Annotated in this window: 18 protein-coding genes; 7 read left to right on the top strand and 11 right to left on the bottom strand. The window is 35.3% G+C overall.

What is annotated here, in order from left to right:
• Positions 1–9: 9 nt before the first annotated feature.
• Both IWX83_RS11530 and lpxD read right to left on the bottom strand, forming a co-directional pair.
• Complete coding sequence (locus tag IWX83_RS11530; RefSeq protein WP_196829807.1) at positions 10–1638, bottom strand: acyl-CoA carboxylase subunit beta; 1629 nt, start codon at positions 1636–1638, stop codon at positions 10–12.
• 160 nt (positions 1639–1798) lie between these two features.
• Entirely contained in the window at positions 1799–2800 is a 1002-nt protein-coding gene (gene lpxD / locus IWX83_RS11525) for a UDP-3-O-(3-hydroxymyristoyl)glucosamine N-acyltransferase (protein ID WP_073353997.1), read from the bottom strand.
• A gap of 185 nt (positions 2801–2985) precedes the next feature.
• On the opposite strand from lpxD, the gene IWX83_RS11520 reads away from it, so the two are divergent.
• Positions 2986–3897 (top strand): phospholipase A, encoded by a 912-nt coding sequence (locus IWX83_RS11520; protein ID WP_196829805.1) that lies wholly within the window; start codon positions 2986–2988, stop codon positions 3895–3897.
• 145 nt (positions 3898–4042) lie between these two features.
• On the opposite strand, the gene prfB is transcribed toward IWX83_RS11520, so the two are convergent.
• Positions 4043–5138, bottom strand: a protein-coding gene (prfB, locus tag IWX83_RS11515) for a peptide chain release factor 2 (protein WP_132067334.1) whose coding sequence is annotated in 2 segments (ribosomal slippage) — positions 4043–5074 and positions 5076–5138 — 1095 coding nt in all. Because the reading frame shifts where the segments join, the coding sequence is not laid out codon by codon here.
• A gap of 191 nt (positions 5139–5329) precedes the next feature.
• Here prfB and IWX83_RS11510 point away from each other — a divergent pair.
• Complete coding sequence (locus IWX83_RS11510) at positions 5330–6352, top strand: low specificity L-threonine aldolase (protein WP_073354002.1); 1023 nt, start codon at positions 5330–5332, stop codon at positions 6350–6352.
• An 85-nt stretch (positions 6353–6437) separates the two neighbouring features.
• Here IWX83_RS11510 and IWX83_RS11505 read toward each other — a convergent pair whose 3' ends face one another.
• Positions 6438–6758, bottom strand: coding sequence for a YbaB/EbfC family nucleoid-associated protein (locus IWX83_RS11505; RefSeq protein ID WP_073354003.1), 321 nt, complete (start codon positions 6756–6758; stop codon positions 6438–6440).
• A 71-nt stretch (positions 6759–6829) separates the two neighbouring features.
• Here IWX83_RS11505 and IWX83_RS11500 point away from each other — a divergent pair, with 71 nt between their 5' ends.
• Both IWX83_RS11500 and IWX83_RS11495 read left to right on the top strand, forming a co-directional pair.
• Positions 6830–8965 (top strand): S9 family peptidase, encoded by a 2136-nt coding sequence (locus tag IWX83_RS11500; protein WP_196829803.1) that lies wholly within the window; start codon positions 6830–6832, stop codon positions 8963–8965.
• A gap of 69 nt (positions 8966–9034) precedes the next feature.
• Positions 9035–10075: a PLP-dependent cysteine synthase family protein gene (locus IWX83_RS11495; protein ID WP_132067338.1), complete on the top strand. Its 1041-nt coding sequence runs from the start codon at positions 9035–9037 to the stop codon at positions 10073–10075.
• Between the two features lie 80 nt (positions 10076–10155).
• On the opposite strand, the gene IWX83_RS11490 is transcribed toward IWX83_RS11495, so the two are convergent.
• The 6 genes from IWX83_RS11490 to IWX83_RS11465 form a co-directional block, all read right to left on the bottom strand.
• Positions 10156–12228, bottom strand: coding sequence for a hypothetical protein (locus IWX83_RS11490; protein WP_196829801.1), 2073 nt, complete (start codon positions 12226–12228; stop codon positions 10156–10158).
• A gap of 545 nt (positions 12229–12773) precedes the next feature.
• On the bottom strand, positions 12774–13487 hold the full coding sequence (locus tag IWX83_RS11485) for a YebC/PmpR family DNA-binding transcriptional regulator (RefSeq protein WP_196829799.1): 714 nt from the start codon (positions 13485–13487) through the stop codon (positions 12774–12776).
• Positions 13488–13549: 62 nt separating this feature from the next.
• Positions 13550–14584 (bottom strand): hypothetical protein, encoded by a 1035-nt coding sequence (locus IWX83_RS11480; protein ID WP_073354011.1) that lies wholly within the window; start codon positions 14582–14584, stop codon positions 13550–13552.
• 15 nt (positions 14585–14599) lie between these two features.
• Positions 14600–16642, bottom strand: coding sequence for a S41 family peptidase (locus IWX83_RS11475; RefSeq protein WP_196829797.1), 2043 nt, complete (start codon positions 16640–16642; stop codon positions 14600–14602).
• A gap of 6 nt (positions 16643–16648) precedes the next feature.
• A complete protein-coding gene (gcvT, locus tag IWX83_RS11470; protein WP_196829795.1) occupies positions 16649–17731 on the bottom strand; it encodes a glycine cleavage system aminomethyltransferase GcvT in 1083 nt (360 codons plus the stop codon).
• Positions 17732–18053: 322 nt separating this feature from the next.
• Positions 18054–19592, bottom strand: a complete 1539-nt coding sequence (locus IWX83_RS11465; protein ID WP_196829793.1) for a S10 family peptidase — start codon at positions 19590–19592, stop codon at positions 18054–18056.
• A gap of 230 nt (positions 19593–19822) precedes the next feature.
• Between IWX83_RS11465 and IWX83_RS11460 the strand changes: the two genes are divergently transcribed.
• The 3 genes from IWX83_RS11460 (at position 19823) to IWX83_RS11450 (ending at position 21908) form a co-directional block, all read left to right on the top strand.
• Positions 19823–20677, top strand: coding sequence for an NAD(P)H-hydrate dehydratase (locus IWX83_RS11460; protein WP_196829791.1), 855 nt, complete (start codon positions 19823–19825; stop codon positions 20675–20677).
• 75 nt (positions 20678–20752) lie between these two features.
• Positions 20753–21547: a HipA family kinase gene (locus IWX83_RS11455; protein ID WP_132067346.1), complete on the top strand. Its 795-nt coding sequence runs from the start codon at positions 20753–20755 to the stop codon at positions 21545–21547.
• The gene (locus IWX83_RS11450; protein ID WP_073354019.1) at positions 21525–21908 is read left to right on the top strand and encodes a DUF3037 domain-containing protein; all 384 of its coding nucleotides are present in this window, start codon (positions 21525–21527) and stop codon (positions 21906–21908) included. Before IWX83_RS11455 ends, IWX83_RS11450 begins: the two co-directional genes overlap by 23 nt.
• A gap of 79 nt (positions 21909–21987) precedes the next feature.
• On the opposite strand, the gene IWX83_RS11445 is transcribed toward IWX83_RS11450, so the two are convergent.
• A complete protein-coding gene (locus tag IWX83_RS11445; RefSeq protein WP_196829789.1) occupies positions 21988–23178 on the bottom strand; it encodes an NAD(P)-dependent oxidoreductase in 1191 nt (396 codons plus the stop codon).
• Between the last annotated feature and the right edge of the window lie 231 nt (positions 23179–23409).

Raw genomic sequence — 23409 nt, 5'->3', positions numbered from 1 at the left:
AAATCAGTGTTAAACTTGAATAACGCCCAAATTAAATTTCTTTTCGATAGGAGCGTGGTTTGCCGCTTCAATACCCATTGAAATCCATGTGCGAGTATCTATAGGATCGATTATGGCGTCCGTCCACAATCTGGAAGCGGCATAATAAGGGGAAACTTGTTCGTCATATCTGGCCTTGATTTTGTCAAAAAGTGCTTTTTCTTTGGCTTCATCTACTAATTCTCCTTTTGCTTTAAGTGAAGAAGCTTCAATTTGTGCCAATACTTTTGCCGCTTGAGTTCCACCCATAACCGCAAGTTCTGCACTTGGCCAAGCAAAAATTAATCTTGGGTCATACGCTTTGCCGCACATGGCATAATTTCCAGCACCATAAGAATTTCCAACAATCACAGTAAATTTTGGAACAACTGAATTACTAACGGCGTTGACCATCTTTGCGCCATCTTTGATAATTCCGCCATGTTCGGATTTAGATCCTACCATGAAACCGGTAACATCTTGAACAAAGACCAAAGGAATTTTCTTTTGGTTGCAATTGGCAATAAAACGTGTGGCTTTATCCGCTGAATCGGAATAAATTACACCACCAAACTGCATTTCTCCATTTTTGGTTTTTACCACTTTTCGTTGATTAGCCACAATTCCTACTGCCCAACCATCAATCCTGGCATAACCAGTGATGATTGTTTGTCCGTAGCCGTCTTTATAAGCTTCAAATTCAGAATTATCAACCAGACGATTGATTATTTCCATCATATCGTACTGTTCATTTCTGGCTTTTGGCAATACGCCGTAGATTTCTTTTTCGTCTAATGCGGGCTTTTCTGCTTTGATTCGGCTGTAACCAGCTTTGTCAAAATCGCCTATTTTGTCTACAATATTCTTTATTTTATCTAAGGCATCTTTATCATCTTTGGCTTTATAGTCCGTCACGCCCGAAATTTCACAGTGTGTAGTTGCGCCTCCTAATGTTTCATTGTCGATGCTTTCACCAATGGCAGCTTTCACTAAATAGCTTCCTGCTAGAAAAATACTTCCTGTTTTTTCAACAATCAAAGCTTCGTCACTCATGATGGGTAAATAGGCACCACCGGCAACGCAGCTTCCCATCACGGCAGCAATTTGGGTGATTCCCATGCTACTCATTTGAGCATTGTTTCTGAAGATGCGACCAAAATGTTCTTTATCTGGAAAAATTTCATCTTGCAAAGGCAAATAAACGCCTGCACTATCTACTAGATAGATAATTGGTAAACGATTTTCCATTGCAATTTCTTGCGCACGTAGATTTTTTTTGGCGGTGATTGGAAACCATGCACCTGCTTTTACAGTAGCATCATTGGCCACCACAATACATTGTTTTCCTCTAATGTATCCTATTTTGACTACAACTCCGCCTGAAGGACATCCTCCGTGTTCAGCATACATTCCTTCTCCAACAAAGGCTCCGATTTCAATACATTTTGCTTTGGGATCTAATAAGTAATCGATGCGTTCTCGTGCGGTCATCTTGCCTTCGCTATGTAATTTTTGAATGCGTTTTTCACCTCCACCCAATTTCACCACACTTAGTTTTTGTCGCAAGGCCGAAAGTAAAAGTTTATTGTGGTCTTCGTTTTTGTTGAAGTTCAAATCCATGATGCAATAATGTTAAAATAGTTTGGGCTAAAATACAAAATCCAATGAAATAAATTTTACTATTTTGCGGTTTTAGAAATGAAATCGATTATTTATGTACTATTAAAACAAAAAAACAGAAGTTACCTCCTGTTTTTTTATGAATTTAATAAAAACCAAACTATTTGCCCTTGGATTCATTTACAAGTCTTTTGAGAATCGCCCATTGTTTTAATGCATCACGAGCCTCTACCGCTGGATAACCTAACATTGTTTTTCCAGCAGGAATATCTCCTGTAACGCCAGAACCAGCACCTACAATGGCTCCATCGCCAATAGTAGTGTGGTCTTTTATGGAAGCGCTTCCACCTATAATTACACCGTTTCCTAGTGTTACTGAACCAGCAAGTCCGCTATTTCCAGCCATAATACAAAATTTACCTAATTTACTGTTATGGCCTATTTGGACTAAATTATCAATTTTGCAACCATCTCCTAAAATGGTAGAACTAAATTTCCCTCTATCAACGCAAGTATTGGCTCCAATTTCTACATTGTTGCCAATAATAACATTACCAATTTGTGGAATTTTTACCAAGCCTCGTTGCGGATCCGGTCGAAATCCAAAACCATCGGCACCGATAGTAGCATTAGGATGTATGATACAATCATTCCCAATATGACATCGTTCCCGAATGACAGTTCCGGACCAAATTACAGTGTTTTTTCCCACTGTAGAATCATCAAGAATGGTCACATTGGGATAAATCGTTGTATTATCGCCCAAAACCACATTAGGTCCTATATAACAGCCCGCTCCAATTCTTGCTCCATTGCAAATAGTTGCAGTGAGATCTATCACTGCGGTTGGATGGATGTCAACAGTAAATAAAGGTGCCGGAGGTGCAAAAAGCGCTAAGACTTGCGACATTGCTAAATCAGCATTTTTAACTTTTATAAAAGCCCTATTTTCTCCTGGTTCGATTGCAATATCCTCATTGACAACTGCAACACAAGCTTTAGAAGTTGCCCAAAATTTTTCGTATTTTTTATTTCCTATAAATGAAATTTCAGTTGCGCTGGCCATTTCTAATTGTTCTGGAGCAGTAATATTTTCAGAGGTATTCCCGACAATAATTCCCTGTAGAATCTCATTTATTTCTTGTACTGTGAAGGATTTCATTAGATGTAAATTTGGTTTTGGTATTTAATAATTTTCAAATAAAAGAATTTAGGGTTAATATTCCTAATTCTAACCTTTTCTTTAAGAAAAGACACCGTTTTAGCAGAAGCAATTATCAACGCAATTCTCTGATGAAAATTAAAAATCAAAGAGTATATTTGCAAATTATAAATTCTGTCATCCTTATGAAATTCTTTCAATTTAAAATAGCATTGTTTTTGGTGTTATGTTTTTCCACTAGTGCAAATGCACAAATTCAAGCGCTTTTCAATAGTAAGACACAATTGAGGGACTTGACGGAACGTTGGGAATTGGATACTACTTCAACGAGAGGAACTTTTTTAGTTACTCCTTATAAACCAATGTATGTACTTCCCGTTCGATGGACAAGTAATCCTAACGAAAAACCAATTTCTGGGAACTTAGATCCAGATTATGTAGCTCCTCCAGGCGTTAATTATAATAATATTGAATCTAAATTTCAATTGAGTTTTAAGACTAAAGTAATGCAGGGTATCTTTTGGGGACATGGTGACTTATGGGTTGCTTACACGCAAATATCGCACTGGCAAATTTACAATAATGCGCTTTCTAGACCCTTTAGAGAAGTTAATTATGAGCCAGAACTAATTTTAAATGTGCCTGTTAAATTTAATTTCTTGGGTTTTAAAACCCGAATGGTAGGAGTCGCATTCAATCACCAGTCAAATGGGAAAAGCGAGCCCTTTTCAAGAAGTTGGAATAGAGTGATTTTTCATGCTGGACTAGAACTTAGGAACTGGACGATCTATATACGACCATGGCTGCGAGTGCCAGGAGGGAAAGATGATAATCCAGATATTGCCGAGTTTGTAGGACGAGGTGATGTGAATGTAATGTATACTAAAAACGGAAATATACTTTCTTTCGTTGGTAGTCACAATCTTAATTTTAATTCCAAAGCTAGGGGTAATTCGACATTTTCTTGGTCTTATCCTATTAAAAATAATTTAAAAGGGTATTTATTAATCTCTCACGGATACGGGGAAACATTGATTGATTATAATCATTTGCAAACTACCGTCGGTCTTGGTGTTTCATTAATTGAATGGCTTTAGATCTTTAACTGCAGCTACAATTTATGTATAGATTATCCTATAATTAAAAAAGGCTTCACTATTTTGATAAAAGATAGTGGAGCCTTTTTAAATAATTTAGGTCTTATTAAAGCGTAATGATTGTATTTTGAGCTATTCCAGCTGATTACTCTTCTTTTTGTCCCATCATCATTAGATAGGCTTTCAAGAATTCATCAATTTCACCATTCATGACACCATCAACATTACTGGTTTCATGACCAGTTCTAACGTCTTTGACTAATTTGTAAGGTTGCATCACATAATTTCTGATTTGTGATCCCCATTCTATTTTCATTTTTCCCGCTTCGATATCCGCTCGTTGAGCCTGTTTCTTTTTTAGCTCAATTTCGTATAATTGCGACCGTAACATTTGCATAGCACGCTGTCTGTTATCTTGTTGCGAGCGCGTTTCGGAACATTGTATTTGGATTCCAGTTGGTTTATGAAACAATTGTACTTTGGTTTCCACCTTATTTACATTTTGTCCTCCTGCGCCACTAGATCGCGAAGTTGTAATTTCAATGTCGGCAGGATTTATATCAATTTCGATGCTGTCATCCACAAGCGGATACACGTAAACAGAAGCAAACGATGTATGACGCTTGGCATTACTGTCAAAAGGGGAGATTCGAACTAACCGATGCACTCCGTTTTCTCCTTTTAAATAGCCAAAAGAATAATCGCCTTCAAATTCGAGTGTTACGGTTTTTATTCCCGCAGCTTCTCCTTTCTGGAAATTCAGTTCTTTTATTTTATAACCGTACTTTTCGCCCCACATCATGTACATGCGCATGAGCATTTCGGCCCAATCACAACTTTCAGTTCCACCGGCACCTGCGGTTATTTGAACCACTGCACTCAAAGTATCACCTTCGTCAGAAAGCATGTTCTTGAATTCGATGGCTTCAATATGCGCCTGTGTAGCGCTGTAATGTTCGTCTAATTCCTCACTTGTAAGTTCTCCTTCTTTGTAAAAATCATAGGCGAGTTGCAATTCGTCCGTCATTTCGATGGCTTTATTGTAATCTTCAATCCACTTTTTTTTATTTCGAAGATTCTTTACAATGATTTCGGCATCTTTTGCGTTATTCCAAAAGTCGGGTGCAAAAGTCTTCTCTTCTTCGTTTGAAATTTCTATTAATTTGGCATCAACGTCAAAGATACCTCCTCAACGCACCAAGGCGCTCTACAATACCTTTAATCTGTTCGGTAGTTGTCATAAAATTGTATTAATTTAATAGGTCTATTTTCAATATTCATCAAAAATCCCTTTGTGTACTACAATTAGTTTAGTTTTAACGGAACTAGTTGGAATTAACAAACGGTATTGTGTAAATTTGTGGCACAAAAATAGAAAAATTTTACGCAGGGACAAGTCGTGGCTTCTCCTTATCAAAAATAAAAAAATAATATGGAAATAAATTTAGTTAGCGATACAATTACAAAGCCTTCGCGCGAAATGCTGGTATACATGTTAAACGCTGTGGTAGGGGATGATGTTTACAAACAAGATCCCACCGTGATTGAACTTGAAGCCAAAGTTGCTGAAATGTTTGGTATGGAAGCAGGTCTTTTTTTTCCATCAGGAACGATGGCGAATCAAACGGCAATAAAATTGCACACACAGCCTGGAGAACAATTAATAGCGGATAAATATGCACATGTATACCATTATGAAGGCGGTGGTGCTTCTTTTAACAGCGGGGTTTCCTGTTGTTTATTGGATGGAAATCGCGGAATGATTACTGCGGAGCAAGTAGCAGGAGCGATTAATGATCCGGAATTTTACCACAGTCCATTAACGAGTTTGGTTTGCGTAGAAAATACCACTAATAAAGGTGGAGGTGCTTGTTATGAACTGGAAGATTTGCAAAAAATAAAGATGGTTTGTGATGCCAATAATTTGAAATTTCACATGGATGGTGCCCGAATTTGGAATGCTTTGGTTGCTAAAAATCAAGATCCGAAAGCGTTTGGAAAACTCTTTGATACCATTTCAGTTTGTTTGTCTAAGGGTTTGGGAGCTCCTATTGGCTCTGTGCTATTGGCTGATAAAGCTACGATTCATAGAGCTTTGCGAATTCGTAAAATATTAGGAGGCGGAATGCGTCAAGTAGGCTATTTGGCGGCAGCCGGAATTTATGCTTTGGATAATAATATAGAACGCCTTGCTGAAGATCACCGTAGAGCTAAAGAAATTGCCGAAGTATTAAAAAAGTTGAGTTGGGTAGCCTCTGTAGAACCGGTTGAAACTAATATTTTGATTTTTTCACTGGTTCCAAATTGTATCGAGAAGAACTTAATCGAATTGTTGAAACAAAAAAATATTTTAATCAGTTCAATGGGCCACGGAAAACTGCGAATTGTCACACATCTAGATTACAAAGAAGTAATGCACACGTATGTATTAGAAACGTTGCAAAAGTTAGTGTAATTCTTTTTGGGGAATTTGTTTAACGTTTAAGGTTTAAAGTTTTTATCACGATCAAAAAACGTTAAACCTTAAACGTTAAACTTTTTTATTTAAACAAATCTTCCATTCCAGGAATCATTGGCATATCCATTTTAGTAACGGCATCCAGTTCACTTTGATTCACATTTGTCGCTTTTTCAATCGCTTTATTCAATACTAAAATCAAATAATCTTCCAGTTGATCTTTGTCTTCTAACAAAGTGTCGTCAATGGTAATTGATTTGATAGTTCTGTTAGCTGTCAACGTAACTTTTAATAAACTATCGGTACTTTGCTCGTCAATTAGAACAGTATCTAAACGTTTTTTTGTGTCTTCTATCTTTTGTTGGGTCTCTTTAAGTTTGCCCATCATTCCCATTAAATCCATGTTTTAATTTTTTTAAATTAATTTGATTTACAAAATTACTATATTGCATAGTCATAATCAATAAAATATTCATGAAAAATAAACTCATCCTCAGTTGTCTTTGTGTTATTTTTGCAGCATCAAATACTAAAATTAAAGCACAAAAAATGTCAAAAAGCAATACAACTCCAATAGCTAAAATAATTCCCAAAACATTAGAAAAACATGGTGAAAAAAGGCTAGATAATTACTTTTGGTTAAACGATAGAGAGGACCCGGAAGTCATTGATTATTTGAATCAAGAGAACACGTATTATGACGCCATGACTTCGGATACTAAAGGTTTTCAGAAAGAATTATACGAAGAAATGAAATCGCGAATTAAGGAAGACGATCAATCGGTTCCTTATTTGTACAATGGGTATTATTACATCACGCGTTTTGAAACAGGAAAAGGCTATCCTATTTATTCGCGAAAAAAAGCGAGTCTTTCTGCTGCAGAGGAAATTTTGTTCAATTGCAATGAGCTGGCTGAAGGGCATTCGTATTTTCAATTGGGAGGTTTAAGCATAAGTCCAGATAATAAATTTGTAAGTTTTGGCACGGACATAATGGGAAGACGGATCTATACTATACAAATAAAAAATCTCGAAACAGGTGAACTACTTACTGAAAAGATTGAAAATGCTACCGGAAGTTCTGTATGGGCCAATGACAATAAAACTATTTTTTACACTAGGCAAGACGAAGTTACCTTGCGATCTGATAAAGTTTTCAAACATAAATTAGCTACAGATGCTGCCGATGATGTATTGGTTTTTAATGAAAAAGACGATACGTTCAACGTTTCCGTTGGGAAAGAAAAATCAAAAAAATACATTGTAATTGCATCAGGAAGCACCTTAACGACGGAGTATAGAACATTAAATTCAGATATGCCAGATGGAGAGTTTAAAGTTTTTCAGCCTAGAGTACGTGGATTAGAATATAGTATATCTCATTTTGGAGATTCTTTTTACATCATTACAAATAAGGACAAAGCGACTAATTTTAAGTTGATGAAAACTCCTGAAAATGCTACTGCAAAAGAAAATTGGAAAGACGTTATCTCACATCGTAAAGATGTTTTACTAGAAGATATTGAAATTTTTAGAAATTATTTGGTGGTTGAAGAACGTTCTAATGGCTTGAATCACATTCGCATCATGCCTTGGAACGGAGAAGGGGAGTACTACTTGCCTTTTGGCAGCGAAACGTACAGCGCAAATACTACAACTAACGTAGATTTTGACACTGATATTTTGCGTTACAGTTATCAATCTTTGGCAACGCCATCGTCGGTTATTGATTTTAATATGAAAACTAAGGAGAAAGAAATCAAGAAAGAACAACAGGTTCTTGGCGGTACATTTGATAAAAATAATTACGTAGAAGAACGGGTTTGGGTTACTGCAACGGATGGAACCAAAGTGCCAATTTCAATGGTTTACCACAAAGGATTAAAAAAAGACGGCAATAATCCAACATTACTCTATGGTTATGGCTCGTATGGTGTGACTATGGATGCTTACTTTTCATCTACAAGATTGTCCATATTAGACCGCGGTTTTGTATTTGCAATAGCGCACATACGTGGTGGCGAGGATTTAGGAAGAGAGTGGTATGAGGACGGCAAATTATTGAAAAAGAAAAATACATTTACTGATTTTATCGACTGTTCTAAGTTTTTAATCAAGGAGAAATATACTTCACCTAAACACTTATATGCCGAAGGCGGTTCAGCTGGAGGTTTATTGATGGGAGCAGTAGTGAATATGGCGCCTGAATTATACAATGGAGTAATTGCTCAAGTTCCTTTTGTAGATGTAATCACTACGATGCTTGATGATACGATTCCGCTTACGACTGGAGAATATGACGAGTGGGGAAATCCAAACGAGAAAAAATCGTATGATTATATGTTATCGTATTCACCTTATGATAATGTAAAAGCTCAAAACTACCCTAATATGTTTGTTTCTACTGGACTTCATGATTCTCAGGTGCAGTATTGGGAGCCTGCAAAGTGGGTTGCAAAGCTACGAACTCAAAAAACAAATGATACCGTTTTATATCTTAATACAAATATGGATGCCGGTCACGGTGGTGCTTCTGGTCGATTTGAAGCGCTCAAGGAATTAGCTAAAGAATTTAGCTTTTTGTTAGATTTAGAGGGAATTAAAAACTAATTAGATTTTTTTTGTTAAATTTGCAACATTCGTGTTTGATGAAAAATTGCCACGACTAACTATTTTTTTATGAAAAAAGAAATAACTGCTTATAATAATGTCTTAGAATTAATAGGGAATACTCCACTTATTAAGCTAAATAAAGTTACTGAAAATTTAGTAGGAAATTTTTATGCTAAAGTAGAGGCTTTTAATCCAGGACATTCCTCAAAGGATAGAATAGCATTATACATCATTGAAGAAGCTGAAAAGAAAGGTATTTTATCTCCGGGCGATACGATAATTGAAACGACCTCAGGAAATACGGGTTTTAGTTTAGCAATGGTCAGTATCATAAAAGGCTACAACTGCATTCTTGCTGTTAGTTCTAAATCATCTAAAGATAAAATAGATATGCTTCGAAGCTTAGGTGCTAAAGTATATGTTTGTCCGGCACATGTTTCTGCTGATGATGAACGTTCGTATTATAACGTAGCCAAACGTCTGCACGAAGAAACGAAAGGCTCGGTTTATATCAATCAGTATTTCAATGAGTTAAATGTTGATGCGCATTATAAGTCTACCGGACCGGAAATTTGGAAACAAACTAATGGTGCGATTACACACTTGATTGCTTGTAGTGGTACAGGCGGAACTATTTCAGGTACGGCAAAATACCTAAAAGAACAAAATCCAAATATTAGAATTCTTGGCGTGGATGCTTTTGGTTCTGTATTGAAAAAATACCATGAAACCAGAGAATTCGATAATGATGAAATTTATCCATACAGAATAGAAGGTCTGGGGAAAAATTTAATTCCATCTGCAACGGATTTTGATATTATTGATAAGTTCATGAAAGTAACGGATGAGGAAAGCGCTCATGCAGCCCGGGAAATCACCAGAAAAGAAGGTTTATTTGTTGGATATACTTCAGGAGCAGTGATGCAAGCGATAAGACAATATGCAGAAGAAGGTGAATTTGACGAAAACAGTAATGTAATCGCAATTTTCCCGGATCACGGTTCTCGGTATATGAGTAAAGTATTTAGCGATGATTGGATGAATGAACAAGGTTTCTTTGACAGCATCAACGAAGAAGAAGTTCAAAAAATTGAAATGATAAAATAAGTTGAAAATTATAAATGAAAAAGTCCCATTTTTTGCAAATGGGACTTTTTTTTGAACTTTAAGTAAGAACTCTTTTTTATTTAATCTAAAAGTTCAGGATTATTCAGTATCAATTCAATTTTTTTAATAGTAATTGTGATCTGACTCATTTGTGATTCTATATTTCTAAAAAAGAGACTAATATCTCTATTGACCCAGCTTTCAGAAATTACTCTAGCGCCCAAACTAATTCTTAAAATAGCACTTTCAATTTCAGTAGTATATTTTACATTAACTGCTTGACCAATATGACATTTTTGAGCCGCAAGACGAATGATTTCTAAAGAAGAACCTTCAAACTGATCCGATAAATCAGAATTTAATAAAGTATATAATTTTTTTACTTTATCAACAGATAAGACTTCATTGTCTTTAAAAATAAAGAAAGGAAAAATGGTACGGATATTTCTTATTCCAAATTCTTTACTGCTGTAACTCTTGGTTTTTGTTTCATCACCATAAATAGGCTGCAAAAAAGTAGCCTCTTTTATGGAGTCATCCACAAAATTGCAAAACATCTCAATACCCATATTTCGATATAGAATAGGTGTTTTGTAATACCTGTCCATTTCAACTACAGCGGCATTCCAGCGCATGTAAGAACCATAGTTATAGCCGTCAGATAATTCATTGGAACAAAACCAGGAAGTCGGCCAATCAGAACGATTATAATATTGGGTTAAGCCTCTGGGTAAAGTGTTTTTTACAGAATGAATTAATTTATTGACACTTTTAGGTAAAATTAATGCACCACAGTAAGGTGGACCAGTGAAGAATTTACTTCCCGTAATGGTGACAATATATCCTTTATTTAAATAATTTTGTATGTCTTTTGGATCTAATCTTAGCTGTGATCCATCGACAATTATTTGAATAGATAAATTTTCAAGAGAATTTAGTTTTTTAATAAATTCGTCGCTCGGAGATTGATATCCTAATTTTGATTGGTCCATGGTATGTAATACAATGTGCCTGCCTTGATTTTTGGTCTTAATAACGGCATTTAATACCTCCTGATCTAATTGAGCAGCAGTTTTTAAAGTACCATTTTGATCTCTAAAAGGAATCTGTATTAAATCAACCTCTCTAAAACCTTCAATTTTAGTGTCTTTTTTAATTGGATAATTTAAAGCAGTAGTGTTTTCAAAATGACATCCCTTTAAGGCCGCCGCTACACCGCTGCCAGTTTCATCAGAGGCAACCAGGATATGTGTGATCTCTTTATCGGAAATAATTTGCGTGATGGCTGCTATTTGAAGTGAAGAATCAGTGCCTGATGGAGAAAAAATTATTTCACATTCCTCATTTAATTTAAAGATATGTCGCAGGTTATTTTTTAGCAATTCTGAAAATTCGATCGTAGTATCTTGAAAACCTTTTTTCAAGCTATTTCTAATCAATATACTTCTCACTTTATCTGTTTTACCAAAAGCAAAATTAGAAACGCTCGAAGCCGTAGAAGAAGCAAAAGTAAAAGCATCAGGTCTTGGAAATGGGCGACATCCGTATTTGTTAAGTAAATGAATCTCGTCGATATTCAATCTAAGATCTCCACCAGACATCAACATGTATTCTGTGGGTTTTGCTAGATTTTCGATAATTGGTTTCCAAGATTCTTTGATTTCAGTGTTAGCATTTTTTAAACCATGAAACGATTGAATTTCTTCATTTATTATGGAGGATTCAGCATTTAGATCGATGTCATTTTTAATTAAATTAATGAGAACATAATCAAGATTTTCTAATTTTTCTTTATCATCTTTTGGTAATAAATTATAAAATATTCTGATTACTTCAAGCGCTGCAATATCACATAAACCAACATCTTTTTTCTCGGCGTTCAATGCTTTATACCATAGCTGCCATTCGATTCCATATCTTAAATAGACTAAAGCTAAAATGGGTTTGTCCAAAAAGGAGGAACCAATTATAATTGATTTGTTGGGTACAATTTTGAAAATGGAGGGCTCACTATTGGATGTGATAATATTGATGTTATTTATCTTTGGAACGGTATTAAATCTTTTCAATATGCGAACTAAATAGTTTACATTTTCTTTTTCAAATAAACTGCTTCTTTTATATTGATTTTCAATTAGAATATTGTTTGTCATATATGTTATTATTTAAGCGTTCCTTAGAACGATATTCTGTATTTGGAAATTTAGCTTATTAACTAAAGTCTTTCAATCGGGGATTATCTTTTGTAAAATATCCTCACAAAAAATGATGGTGCTCTCACTAGTTTTATGTTTCGCTTTTATGAGGGCGTTGCATTTCGCAAAAGTCAGCAAATATAAGAAACTTGGTAGCAGTAAAAAATATTAACAAATACTCATTTGCTAAATTTTCTGTTTTTAATTAAGGTCTGTTATTTAAAAGATATTGACGACATGATTTTAATGTAAACACTTATTAAAAAAAGTATGGCGCATTAATAATTAGTACTAGAACTTTCATAAAAGTAAAAAGTAAACGGGCGATTACCTCATTTTTAGCCATTATTTGGTTTGTGTTCAAATAATGTTTTCAACCGATTTACAAACGAACGTAGAGAACTCTTTAAAAAAGGAATTACAGAGGCGATCATCTTTGTGCATAAACTACGAAAAAAAAACTCCAGCCTAAGCTAGAGTTTTAAGTTTAATGGTAATGAAGTCTATGCCTCTTCCATAGTATGATACACGTTCATAACGTCATCATCTTCCTCTAATTTTTCAATAAGTTTCTCCACATCGGCCATTTCAGCTTCTGTCAATTTTTTTGTGATTTGCGGAATCCTTTCAAATCCAGAAGAAAGTATTTCTAGGCCTCTGTTTTCTAATTCTTTCTGGATGGTTCCAAAACTACCAAAAGGAGCATAAATCAAGATACCGTCTTCATCTTCGAAAACTTCTTCAGCACCAAAATCGATTAATTCTAACTCTAGTTCTTCAGGATCCATTCCGTTTGCTGGAATTCTGAAGTTGCAGGTATGATCAAACATAAATTCTACAGAACCTTGCGTTCCCATAGTTCCGTTGCATTTGTTGAAATAACTTCTAACATTAGCTACCGTTCTGTTGTTATTATCCGTTGCAGTTTCCACTAGGATTGCAATTCCATGCGGTGCATATCCTTCAAATAAAACTTCTTTATAATTGGCTGTGTCTTTATCAGTTGCTTTTTTTATGGCGCGTTCCACATTTTCTTTCGGCATATTTACTGCCTTAGAGTTCTGGATAACGGCTCTTAATCTAGAGTTGGCATCAGGATTTGGTCCGCCTTCCTTTACAGCCATTACAATATCTTTTCCAATTCTGGTAAATGCTTTGGCCATTGCTGACCAACGTTTCATTTTTCTTCCTTTTCTAAATTCAAATGCTCTTCCCATTACTAATTTATTATTTTGAACTGCAAAAATACAGCTATTAGTTATTTTTTCAAATGTTTTTATTAATCAATTGGTACGTGTTTTGAAATAAAAGTAGTTCCCGCTGTATTCCAAGAATTGATTGCGTTTGACCGCTCTGTATTGAACTTCGTGTTGAGTTTGTTATAAGTCCCTACTTCTTTATTCAACTCATTTACTAGCAAATTGAAATTATCTACCTCTGCTTTTGTTCGGCTCTTCGTAGCTTTATCATCCATTGTTTTCTTACTTTCCTGAAATTTTTGGTTCAACATCATAAAACCAATAACTCCTGGAGCGAATTCTACAGCTTCTTTTTTACTGAATTCCAATACTTTTTTCGTTGCATTAACTAAAAGTAAATCGTTTTTATACGGTTTGAATGTTTTCAGTTTATCTAACCCTTCGTTTGAATATTGTTCTAGCGCATTGCTGTTTTGTTGTATGGCGTTCAAATTGTTTTCGGCTATTGCTTTCATTAAGACAGATTCTGTAAAATTCACTTTAAAAAAGATTAAGTACAATTGCGTATGATTTTCAAAAACTTCGTTAGAGATTTTCATCTTTTTCCCCAGTTCACTGTTATCCTCGCCAATTTGGATACCATATTTGGTTGCAAATATTTTTTGGTTGGCATTCAATTTATCAACTTCTTCATTAATTTTTGCATTAACTAAATCTCTCGCTAAAATAAAAGCTTCCATAAAATCATACGACTGTTCCGCCACTTCTTGCATGTCTATGATTTTTTCATATTCCTGATTAATTTGTTTTTCGGAAATGGATAAAAAGGCTAACAATTGGTTTTTATATTCCACATCTCCTTTGTAACCCTCTTTTAGTGCTTCAATTTTTTTGGCGGCAGTTTGTATACTTCTAACTAACGTTTTTCTAGTAACATCAATTTTTCTTGCATTTTTACTGTGCGCCACTGCGGATGTATATTTCCAAGTAGTTCTTGCAATAACATCCGTTTCTTTACCAATATAATTTAGATAGTCCACAGGTGTTTTAAACTCTTGAGCAGTAGCTAAAGTTACTGTAAACAAAAATAGAAGTGAGGTAAAGGTTGATTTCATAGTGTATGGTTTAGTTTATTTGGTTATTGTAATGTAATCGTTCAGTATAGCGACAGCTTCCTCTAAATAGGGACTGTTTTTAAGATTTTGAATTTTGTACGTATTAATATCTTGCTGAAAAGCATCGAATTTTAATTTTTCTAAATCATAAGAAGTGTTTGAAATAGTGAAGTTACGCTGACTATCGACTATTTTTTTAACCTTTTTCCAGAGTGAATCAATCTGGTGAACATCATTAAATACATCTTTAAAAACCAATCGTGTTGGTTTTTTAGGATTGTTGTAAAGTGCATTTATTTGGTCATTGGCGACACTTATTTCATTAAAAAGAGTTGCAGTTTTTATTCTTGAATTACTTAGTTGAATTAATTCTGAAAAATGGGTTTTTGGCAATGGATTAAAGCGGGCTTTGGTTATAATTACATCATTTTTGAAAGCTGTTTTGTAATTGATTTCGCGAGGAATAATGCTATCAAATAATACTGGAAGCGAAATGTCAGGAATAATGCCTTTTATTTGATGGCTTTCACCTGTAATTCTATAGAATTTTTCAATGGTTATTTTAACGAAATCCTGCTGATTTTGCTCGTCTAAAGGTAAAATTGACTGCATCGTAGCTTTCCCTAATGACGTGCTTCCAATAATAATTCCTCTATTGTAATCTTGGATTGCTGCTGCAAAAAATTCACTCGCTGATGCAGAGTTTCCATTGATTAACAGCACTATTGGACCCGTGTAAACACTTCCACGATTGTAATCTTTAAGAATAGTTTGATTGGCTTTGCTGTCTACTAAAACAGACACAGGCCCTATATCTATGAACATTCCAGCTAATTTTATCGCTTCTTCTATCGAACCACCGCCGTTGTTTTGAAGATCAATTACGAGTCCCTTAATGTTGTCTTTTTGAAGTTTCACAATTTCTTTGGCAACATCATCGGCACAACCTTGAACGGTATTGCCTTCAAAATTGGAGTAAAAACTTGGGATGTTTATATAGCCAATTTTAGTTTCCTTTTCGGCAATAAAGCTATAAACGGCATTATCATCCGCTTTCATTAATTGTTTTTGGAGAAAAACCTTCAGGAATGCCCCGTTTTTTTTCTGTATCGTCAATTCAATTTCAGTTTGGGAATCAGAAAAGATCAATTCTCCAATCCTTTCAATCGAAGAACAGGAAACAGTATATTCGATTCCTTTAGTATTTGAAACTTTCAGAATGACATCTTCTTTGTCAAACTTATTGGTCTTTGCGGCGGGTCCACCAGGTACAATTTCAGCTATGATGATTTCTTCCTTCTCATTAAAGCTAACATTCAAACCTAAAGAAAGGGTACTTGTTGATAATCCCGACATGAAACTGGATTTAGCAGCTAGTGAAAAATAATTGGAGTGAGGGTCAAAATAAGTGCAAAAAAGATTTAAAAAAGTATTTTGAAGATCATCATCAATTCGGTTTTTAGTTTCTAAAATGCTATTGACTTGGCATAAATTAGCATCGAATAATCTTGCTTTAGTTGTTCTTTCAAGTGTAACAAAGTTTTGAGTCAGCGAATCTAAATTGGTGCTCAATTTCGAAATATCTTCCAGAATATCATATTTAATTCTCTTTTTCCAAATACGTTCTAGGTCAGTCGCAACTAGGTCAAACGGAAAGTTTTTCTTGGAGAATCTAACAGAGTCTTTAGTCGTATAATCAAAAGGGTCTTGTTGTATTTTTTCAAGTACTTTCTTTTTTCGGATTAAAGCCAATTTATAAACAGAAACAAATTCATTCATAAAAGAACAATTATTCTGTAAAATATAATTGTCTAATTGTAGCCTATGTTGACGTAGTTTTTGATATTCAATTTGGGTAAATAAATTTCTATTGGAGTCCAAAGCATCCATAAAACTATCAAAAACAAAAACCGATAAACTGTCGTCTACCGGTTTTGGTTGGTAATGTTCCCGCTGAAGTAGCGTGTTTATTTTAGAAACTATTTCACAGGTTTTTGCATCATTTTGACCAAATAATGAAAATGTAGTCAATAAAAATGCGAGTGAAATCTTTTTCATTTACTTTTATTTCTTGTAAAAAGGCAATTTCACCACTTTGGCAGGAACATCATTTTTACGAATTCTGATAAAGATATCACTATCTAAAGCGCTATTTTCAACTGTCACGTAACCTAAACCAATTCCTTTATTCATTGAAGGAGACATCGTTCCTGATGTTACAATTCCAATTACATTTCCTGCAGCATTCACAATTTCATAGTCATGTCTTGGCACAGCGCGTTCTTGCATTTCAAAAGCAACCAGTTTTTTAGTGACACCTGCTTCTTTTTGTTTTTTCAGATTTTCTGAATTCGTGAATTCTTTGTTGAATTTCGTGATCCAACCCAATCCAGCTTCAAGAGGAGATGTAGTATCATTAATATCATTTCCGTACAAACAGAAACCCATTTCTAAACGCAACGTATCACGAGCAGCCAATCCAATTGGTTTAATACCAAAAGCAGCACCCGCTTCAAAAACTTTATTCCAAACTTGTTCCACTTCTGAGTTTTTGCAATAAATCTCAAATCCTCCAGAACCGGTGTAACCTGTAGCCGAAATAATTACGTTTTCAATTCCAGCAAAATCACCCACTTCAAAATGATAATAAGGAATCGCTGATAAATCTTTGGATGTCAATGATTGCATTGCTTCAACGGCTTTTGGTCCTTGAATTGCCAATAAAGAATAATCATCCGAAAGATTTTTCATCTCCACACCCAAATCATTATTACTTGAAATCCAATTCCAATCCTTGTCAATATTCGATGCATTTACTACCAATAAATACTGCTCTTCTTTCATTTTATAGACAATCAAATCATCTACAATTCCACCGTCATTGTTAGGTAAACAAGAATATTGCGCTTTTCCAACCGTTAGTGTTGAAGCATCATTCGAAGTTACTTTTTGAATCAAAGCCAATGCATTTGGACCTGTAAGTAAAAATTCACCCATGTGTGAAACGTCAAAAACACCTACAGCATTTCTAACCGTTTCATGTTCCGCATTCACTCCTTCATATAAAATTGGCATATTGTATCCCGCAAACGGAAGCATTTTTGCTCCCAAACTCTCATGTATGTGCGTAAGCGCAGTATTTTTCATTGTGTTTTTGTATAAAATTTGAAGTCGCTAATTTATTGATTTTTTATGGAGTGGCAAAGTCAAAGAGAAATTGATTCAAACGATTTCGAAAATCACAAATCACTTTATTAGATAATTGGTTTTAGGAGCTTTTTCCAGCTATCCATTGCAAGTCCTCGTCTCGCCAAAAAAGGCTCGACTGTGGGCTTTCCATTTCTATCTGGGCTAGGGTATTTGTCTATTTAATTCCATTCTTCTTTAAAAACTTATTCCCGTTGACTAAACCAAAAAAGACAAATCAAAATGGGTTTGAAGTGTCTTTTTTTTCTAAAACCAAACCATCTTAGTACTTAGCCGATACTCCAGTTTTTGGTAATGATTGTTTAATGAATTCTCTAATGTCTTCATTTGCCGTTTCCAAATCTTTTTTTCTTAAATACATCATGTGTCCGCTTCGGTAGCCTTTCCAACTCATTCTGTCTTTTAGTCTTCCGCTTGGATCCATTTGCCATAAATTGTATTTCGAGTTGAAATAATCACAGGCGCCGTCATAATATCCGGACTGAACCATTACATGCAAATACGGATTTTGTGCCATGGCTTGACGCAGATTTTCTCCGGTTTTATCATTGGAATCATCCCAAGGTCTCACAGATCCAAACATATTGTACTTGAAATCCGTTTTGTAATTCAAATTATTGCGCAAATACATGTTGATGGCAGGTGTAAAAGAGTGGAGCCAAGAAGTAAGTTCTGCATTAAAATCTGGACTGTCTCCAGAATCTTTGCGATCAATTCCTTTATATCGAGAGTCCAGTCTTCCCACAGTAAATCCTTTATCACGTAACAATTCTTTCCAAAAGTAATCATAAGGAACATCCAGATTATTTTGCATAACCACTTTTTCCGAAATACCGGAATAACGCGCTATTTTAGCGGCAATTTCTTTTCTTTTTTGCTCGTCAAGTGAGCCACCTTTGCTTAAAGAAGGAAGCAGTTCATTAATGGTAAAATCTTCTACTTCTGGAAGCATATCAGTCAAATCTTTATTCTGTAAATCGGGTGGCAGCATTTTGTGATACCAAGCTGTCGCTGCAAAATAGGGTAGTTTCAGTGCCGCTTCAGAAGCGACTCCGCGCGCAATTCCTAATTCTGTTGGCGAAACCAATATCACACCGTTTAAATACATCCATTCGCTGTTTTGTAATTCTAGCGCCAATCCTGAAACGCGTGTAGTACCATAGCTTTCGCCAATTAGGTATTTTGGCGAAGCCCAGCGATTGGTTCGGGATACAAATCCATTAATCCAGTCGGCAAGGTATTTAATGTCGGCATTTACACCAAAGAATTTTGTAGTTGGTATTTCTTTACTCGTTGCTCTTGAATACGCGGTATTGACCGGATTTACAAAAACAATATCGGCAACATCCAAAATAGAATAGGGATTTTCTTTGATTCCATAAGGCTGCAAAGGATAACCTTCCTCATCAATATTTAATAAACTAGGGCCGGTGTAAGCGATTTGCATCCAAACGGAAGCTGAACCTGGACCACCGTTAAAGGAAATCACTAGTGGGCGGGAAGCACGATCTTTAACATCGGAGCGTTCATAATAGGTGTAAAACAATCCTGCAATTGCTTTTCCTTCTTCGTCCCAAACGGGCATGGTTCCTGTGGTTGCTTTGTAAGAAATTTTTTGTCCTTTGATTGTTGTAGTGTGTTCTGTAACCACATTTTGATCGGGATTGAACACAAGATTTGCGGGAGAAGATTTTTCATCTTTGGCAAGCCCTTTTGTTTCTTTTGATTCAGAACCAGTTTGTTGTGCGTAAGAATGATTTATAAATGCAGAGAATACTAATAAAAACAGTGTTTTTTTCATGAGATGGTTAATAGGATTTAGTTTTAGGAACAAAGTTTAAAAATACTAATGTATTGTTTTTTAAAACAATGGCAAATACCGTCAGAACATATTTACGATAAATAAAGACAATTTAAAATCTATCTTTGAAAGTATGCAAGTGAATTTTTGAATATCTAAATTCCGAAATTTTATTGTAGGATAAAGAATTTTCATTTAAAATGTGTAATTTTAGACAAACAAATCCTACCATGAATACCATTTATATCGACCAAAAAGAAATTCTAAAACGTTATAAATACATTGATAAACAGACGCATAAAGGCATTCAAGGTCATGCTCTATTAATTGGTGGAAGCTATGGAAAAATAGGTTCCGTTTGTCTTTCTTCCAAAGCTGCACTAAAAACAGGTTGTGGTTTGGTGACTGCTTTTGTTCCCAAATGTGGGTATGAAATTGTTCAAATCAGTATTCCTGAAGTGATGGTTTTGACAGATGTTCAAGAAAAATTCATCTCAAATATTACGTTTGAAATTGTACCGCAAGCCATTGGAATCGGGCCAGGAATAGGACAGGAACTCTACACACAAAAAGCACTTCATGATTTCCTGAAAATCAATACATTTCCGTTAGTCATGGATGCCGATGCATTGAATATTTTATCCCTAAATAAATCATGGCTTTCTTTATTGGCTCCAAAAACCATTATCACGCCACATCCCAAAGAATTGGAGCGATTGATAGGGACATGGAAGTCGGAGGAAGAAAAATTTGAAAAAACAAAACTCTTTTCGAAGCAATATAATTTGATTGTAGTCATGAAAGGAGCACCAACGCATACTATTGATGGCGAAACAATTTATGAAAATTCAACTGGAAATGCTGCGCTAGCAACGGCAGGAAGTGGGGATGTTTTAACTGGGATGATTACCAGTTTATTGGCCCAATCCTATGAACCCCTGAATGCGGCTATTCTAGGTGTATACCTTCACGGATTAACGGCTGATATTGCTTTGCCAGATACAGGTTATCAGTCTTTTATAGCTTCAAATGTCATCGAGAATATTGGAAAAGCCTATTTGACTTTAGAAAATGCTCAGAAATAGCAATAGTAGCTATAAAATCTATCCCACTTATTTGTAAGTTTGTAGCAACGCAAAAAGCGTAATTAAAATTAGATTATGGAAAATAACCCCCATCTAAGAACTGTAAATGTTACCCGATATATTACTCCTTTGCGAGAAGGCGGTTCTTTGCCTGCATTGGCTGAAGCCGATGATGATTTTAAATACGTTTTAAAATTTAAAGGAGCCGGTCATGGTGTAAAAGCTTTAATTGCCGAATTGATTGGCGGAGAAATTGCTCGTGTTTTAAAATTAAAAATTCCAGAATTGGTGTATGCTAATCTGGATGAAGCATTTGGACGCACTGAAGCGGATGAAGAAATTCAAGATTTATTACAAGGTAGCCAAGGACTTAATTTAGCATTACATTTTTTATCAGGGGCCATAAATTATGATCCCGTTGTCACTGTTGTCGATTCAAAATTAGCCTCTCAGGTGGTGTGGTTGGATGCATATATTACTAATGTGGATCGTACGTTTAGAAATACTAATATGCTGATGTGGCATAAGGAATTGTGGCTAATTGATCATGGTGCATGTTTGTATTTTCATCATTCGTGGACCAATTGGGAAAAACAGGCTCAAAGTCCTTTTGCATTGATCAAAGATCATGTATTGCTGCCACAAGCTTCTTTGTTGAAGGAAACCGATGTTTTATTCAAAAATATTTTAACAAAAGAAGTTTTGCAGTCTATTGTTAACCTTATTCCTGAGGAATGGCTCAAGTGGGAAGATAGCGAGGATGCTCCCGAAGCGCTTCGAGCGATCTATCTACGGTTTTTATTAATTCGATTGAACCATTCTGAAATTTTTATAAATGAAGCCCAAAATGCAAGAGAAACACTTATATGAGTACTCCGTAATCCGAGTTGTACCAAGGGTAGAACGCGAAGAATTCCTTAATGTGGGTATTGTTCTTTTTTGTAAAAAAGCAAAATATATAAAGGTGATTTATGCTCTAGACGAGTCAAAACTCAAAATTTTTGCAAGTGAATTAGACTTGGAACAACTGCAATTAAATTTAGAAGCGTTTCAAAAAATTGGTAATGGAGCTATAACTGGTGGGCCTATCGCGCAATTTGATATTCCATCCCGTTTTCGTTGGTTAACGGCGCTTCGAAGTTCATCTATTCAAACCTCAAGACCACATCCAGGGTTGAGCGCTGATTTAGAACAAACAACCCAACGCTTATTTGAGGAAATGGTGTTATAAATAAAGGAAAATAAATTTTTTAAAAGCCGTTTTGATCTAACACAAGACTTTTACAGCTAACAATAAAATAAAAAATTTATTAATGAAGGCTGTTTAAATGCTTTGCGAGATACTTGCCCATGCTAAAGCTTGCTTGAAGAAGGTAGCCTCCAGTAGGGGCGTCCCAGTCTAACATTTCACCAATACAATAATACCGTTTCAGTTTTTTTAATTCAAAATGTTCATCCACAGCATTAAGTTGGATACCGCCTATAGTAGATATTGCCTCATTTAATAGTCCTGAACCTATAATTTCGATAGGTAGCTCTTTAATGTTTTGTGCTAATAATGTTGGATTAAGGTAGGTTTCTTTTGAAAGGTACTTTTTCAAGAGTCCAATTTGCACAGGACTTAATTTAACCTCTTTTTGCAGTGTTTCGCTTGTCTTCTTGAAGGTTGATTCTTGGATCTTTTGAAGTACAGCAGTGTAATTTAAAGAAGGCTTTAGATCGATACAAATAATGGCTTTTTGGTATTTTTGAAGTTCTTCACGGATTTGTGGACTCAACGCATATATGGCATTTCCTTCTAATCCAAAATGTGTAATGACCGCTTCGCCTTTTTGTCTTTTATTCAAACAGCTCATGGCAATATTTTTAAGCGGACTGCCTTCGTGTTCAGTAATAAAATCTTTCGGCCAATTTACAAGGTAACCGCAATTAGAGGATTGAAACGGTGCTACAGGAATATTTTGCTTTTTAAATAGATCAAGCCATGACCCATCAGAGCCGGTTATTTTCCAACTGCCTCCACCAAGGGCAAAAATAGTATAATCAGATTCTATTTCAGTAGCAGTATTGAAAACGAGAGCGCCTTTCGAGGTCCAGCCTGTCCAAATGTGATTATAACGGATGTCAACAGCCTGTTTTTCAAGAACAGTTACTATTGCGTTCAATACCGTTATGGGTTTAATCCCGATTTCAGGATACACGCGTTTGCTACTGCCCACGTATGTTGGAACGCCAATGGAATCGAGCCAATTTCGAAAATCGTGATTGTCAAATTCATTTAGCGCTTCACGTAAAAAATGCGTGGGAGTATATCGTGCTATAAGTTCCTTGATGGATTCTGAATGAGTCAGATTAAAACCTCCTTTTCCAGCCACCAGAAATTTTCTTCCTACTGTTTTGTTTTTCTCATATAAAGTGACCTTAAATTTTTTGCAATCGAGCGATGCAGCGAGTATAAGTGCTGCGGGACCTCCTCCAATAATTGAAACTGATTTTTTCACGGAGCAAAAATAGGGTTTGTTTTGGCGTTTAACACGGAATCTTTTTTAAATAACTTTAAGGTAGTTAAATACTGGATTTAAATTGTGGTGCTAAAAAGTAGCTAGAAATAGTTGAAAAAGAAGTTTCGATTATAACTTGGGCGTTTCCCTCTATAAAAAAGAGGCTATTATCTAAATGGGTAGTAGCCTCTTTTTTATAGAGGGTCGGGCTATTCGCTACAAGTCCTCGTC

It is taken from the genome of Flavobacterium sp. CG_9.1, assembly GCF_015751645.1.
Lineage (GTDB): Bacteria > Bacteroidota > Bacteroidia > Flavobacteriales > Flavobacteriaceae > Flavobacterium > Flavobacterium xanthum.
This window is presented reverse-complemented; position numbering and strand designations above follow the sequence as displayed.

Bases quoted from the DNA above. Each gene is read 5' to 3' on its own strand.
- gcvT (WP_196829795.1), bottom strand. From the start codon at position 17,731: ATGAAAAATACTGCGCTTACGCACATACATGAGAGTTTGGGAGCAAAA.
- IWX83_RS11520 (WP_196829805.1), top strand. From the start codon at position 2,986: ATGAAATTCTTTCAATTTAAAATAGCATTGTTTTTGGTGTTATGTTTT.
- IWX83_RS11480 (WP_073354011.1), bottom strand. From the start codon at position 14,584: ATGAAATCAACCTTTACCTCACTTCTATTTTTGTTTACAGTAACTTTA.
- IWX83_RS11465 (WP_196829793.1), bottom strand. From the start codon at position 19,592: ATGAAAAAAACACTGTTTTTATTAGTATTCTCTGCATTTATAAATCAT.
- lpxD (WP_073353997.1), bottom strand. From the start codon at position 2,800: ATGAAATCCTTCACAGTACAAGAAATAAATGAGATTCTACAGGGAATT.
- IWX83_RS11510 (WP_073354002.1), top strand. From the start codon at position 5,330: ATGGAAATAAATTTAGTTAGCGATACAATTACAAAGCCTTCGCGCGAA.
- IWX83_RS11450 (WP_073354019.1), top strand. From the start codon at position 21,525: ATGCAAGAGAAACACTTATATGAGTACTCCGTAATCCGAGTTGTACCA.
- IWX83_RS11485 (WP_196829799.1), bottom strand. From the start codon at position 13,487: ATGGGAAGAGCATTTGAATTTAGAAAAGGAAGAAAAATGAAACGTTGG.
- IWX83_RS11500 (WP_196829803.1), top strand. From the start codon at position 6,830: ATGAAAAATAAACTCATCCTCAGTTGTCTTTGTGTTATTTTTGCAGCA.
- IWX83_RS11490 (WP_196829801.1), bottom strand. From the start codon at position 12,228: ATGACAAACAATATTCTAATTGAAAATCAATATAAAAGAAGCAGTTTA.
- IWX83_RS11460 (WP_196829791.1), top strand. From the start codon at position 19,823: ATGAATACCATTTATATCGACCAAAAAGAAATTCTAAAACGTTATAAA.
- IWX83_RS11495 (WP_132067338.1), top strand. From the start codon at position 9,035: ATGAAAAAAGAAATAACTGCTTATAATAATGTCTTAGAATTAATAGGG.
- IWX83_RS11530 (WP_196829807.1), bottom strand. From the start codon at position 1,638: ATGGATTTGAACTTCAACAAAAACGAAGACCACAATAAACTTTTACTT.
- IWX83_RS11475 (WP_196829797.1), bottom strand. From the start codon at position 16,642: ATGAAAAAGATTTCACTCGCATTTTTATTGACTACATTTTCATTATTT.
- IWX83_RS11455 (WP_132067346.1), top strand. From the start codon at position 20,753: ATGGAAAATAACCCCCATCTAAGAACTGTAAATGTTACCCGATATATT.
- IWX83_RS11505 (WP_073354003.1), bottom strand. From the start codon at position 6,758: ATGGATTTAATGGGAATGATGGGCAAACTTAAAGAGACCCAACAAAAG.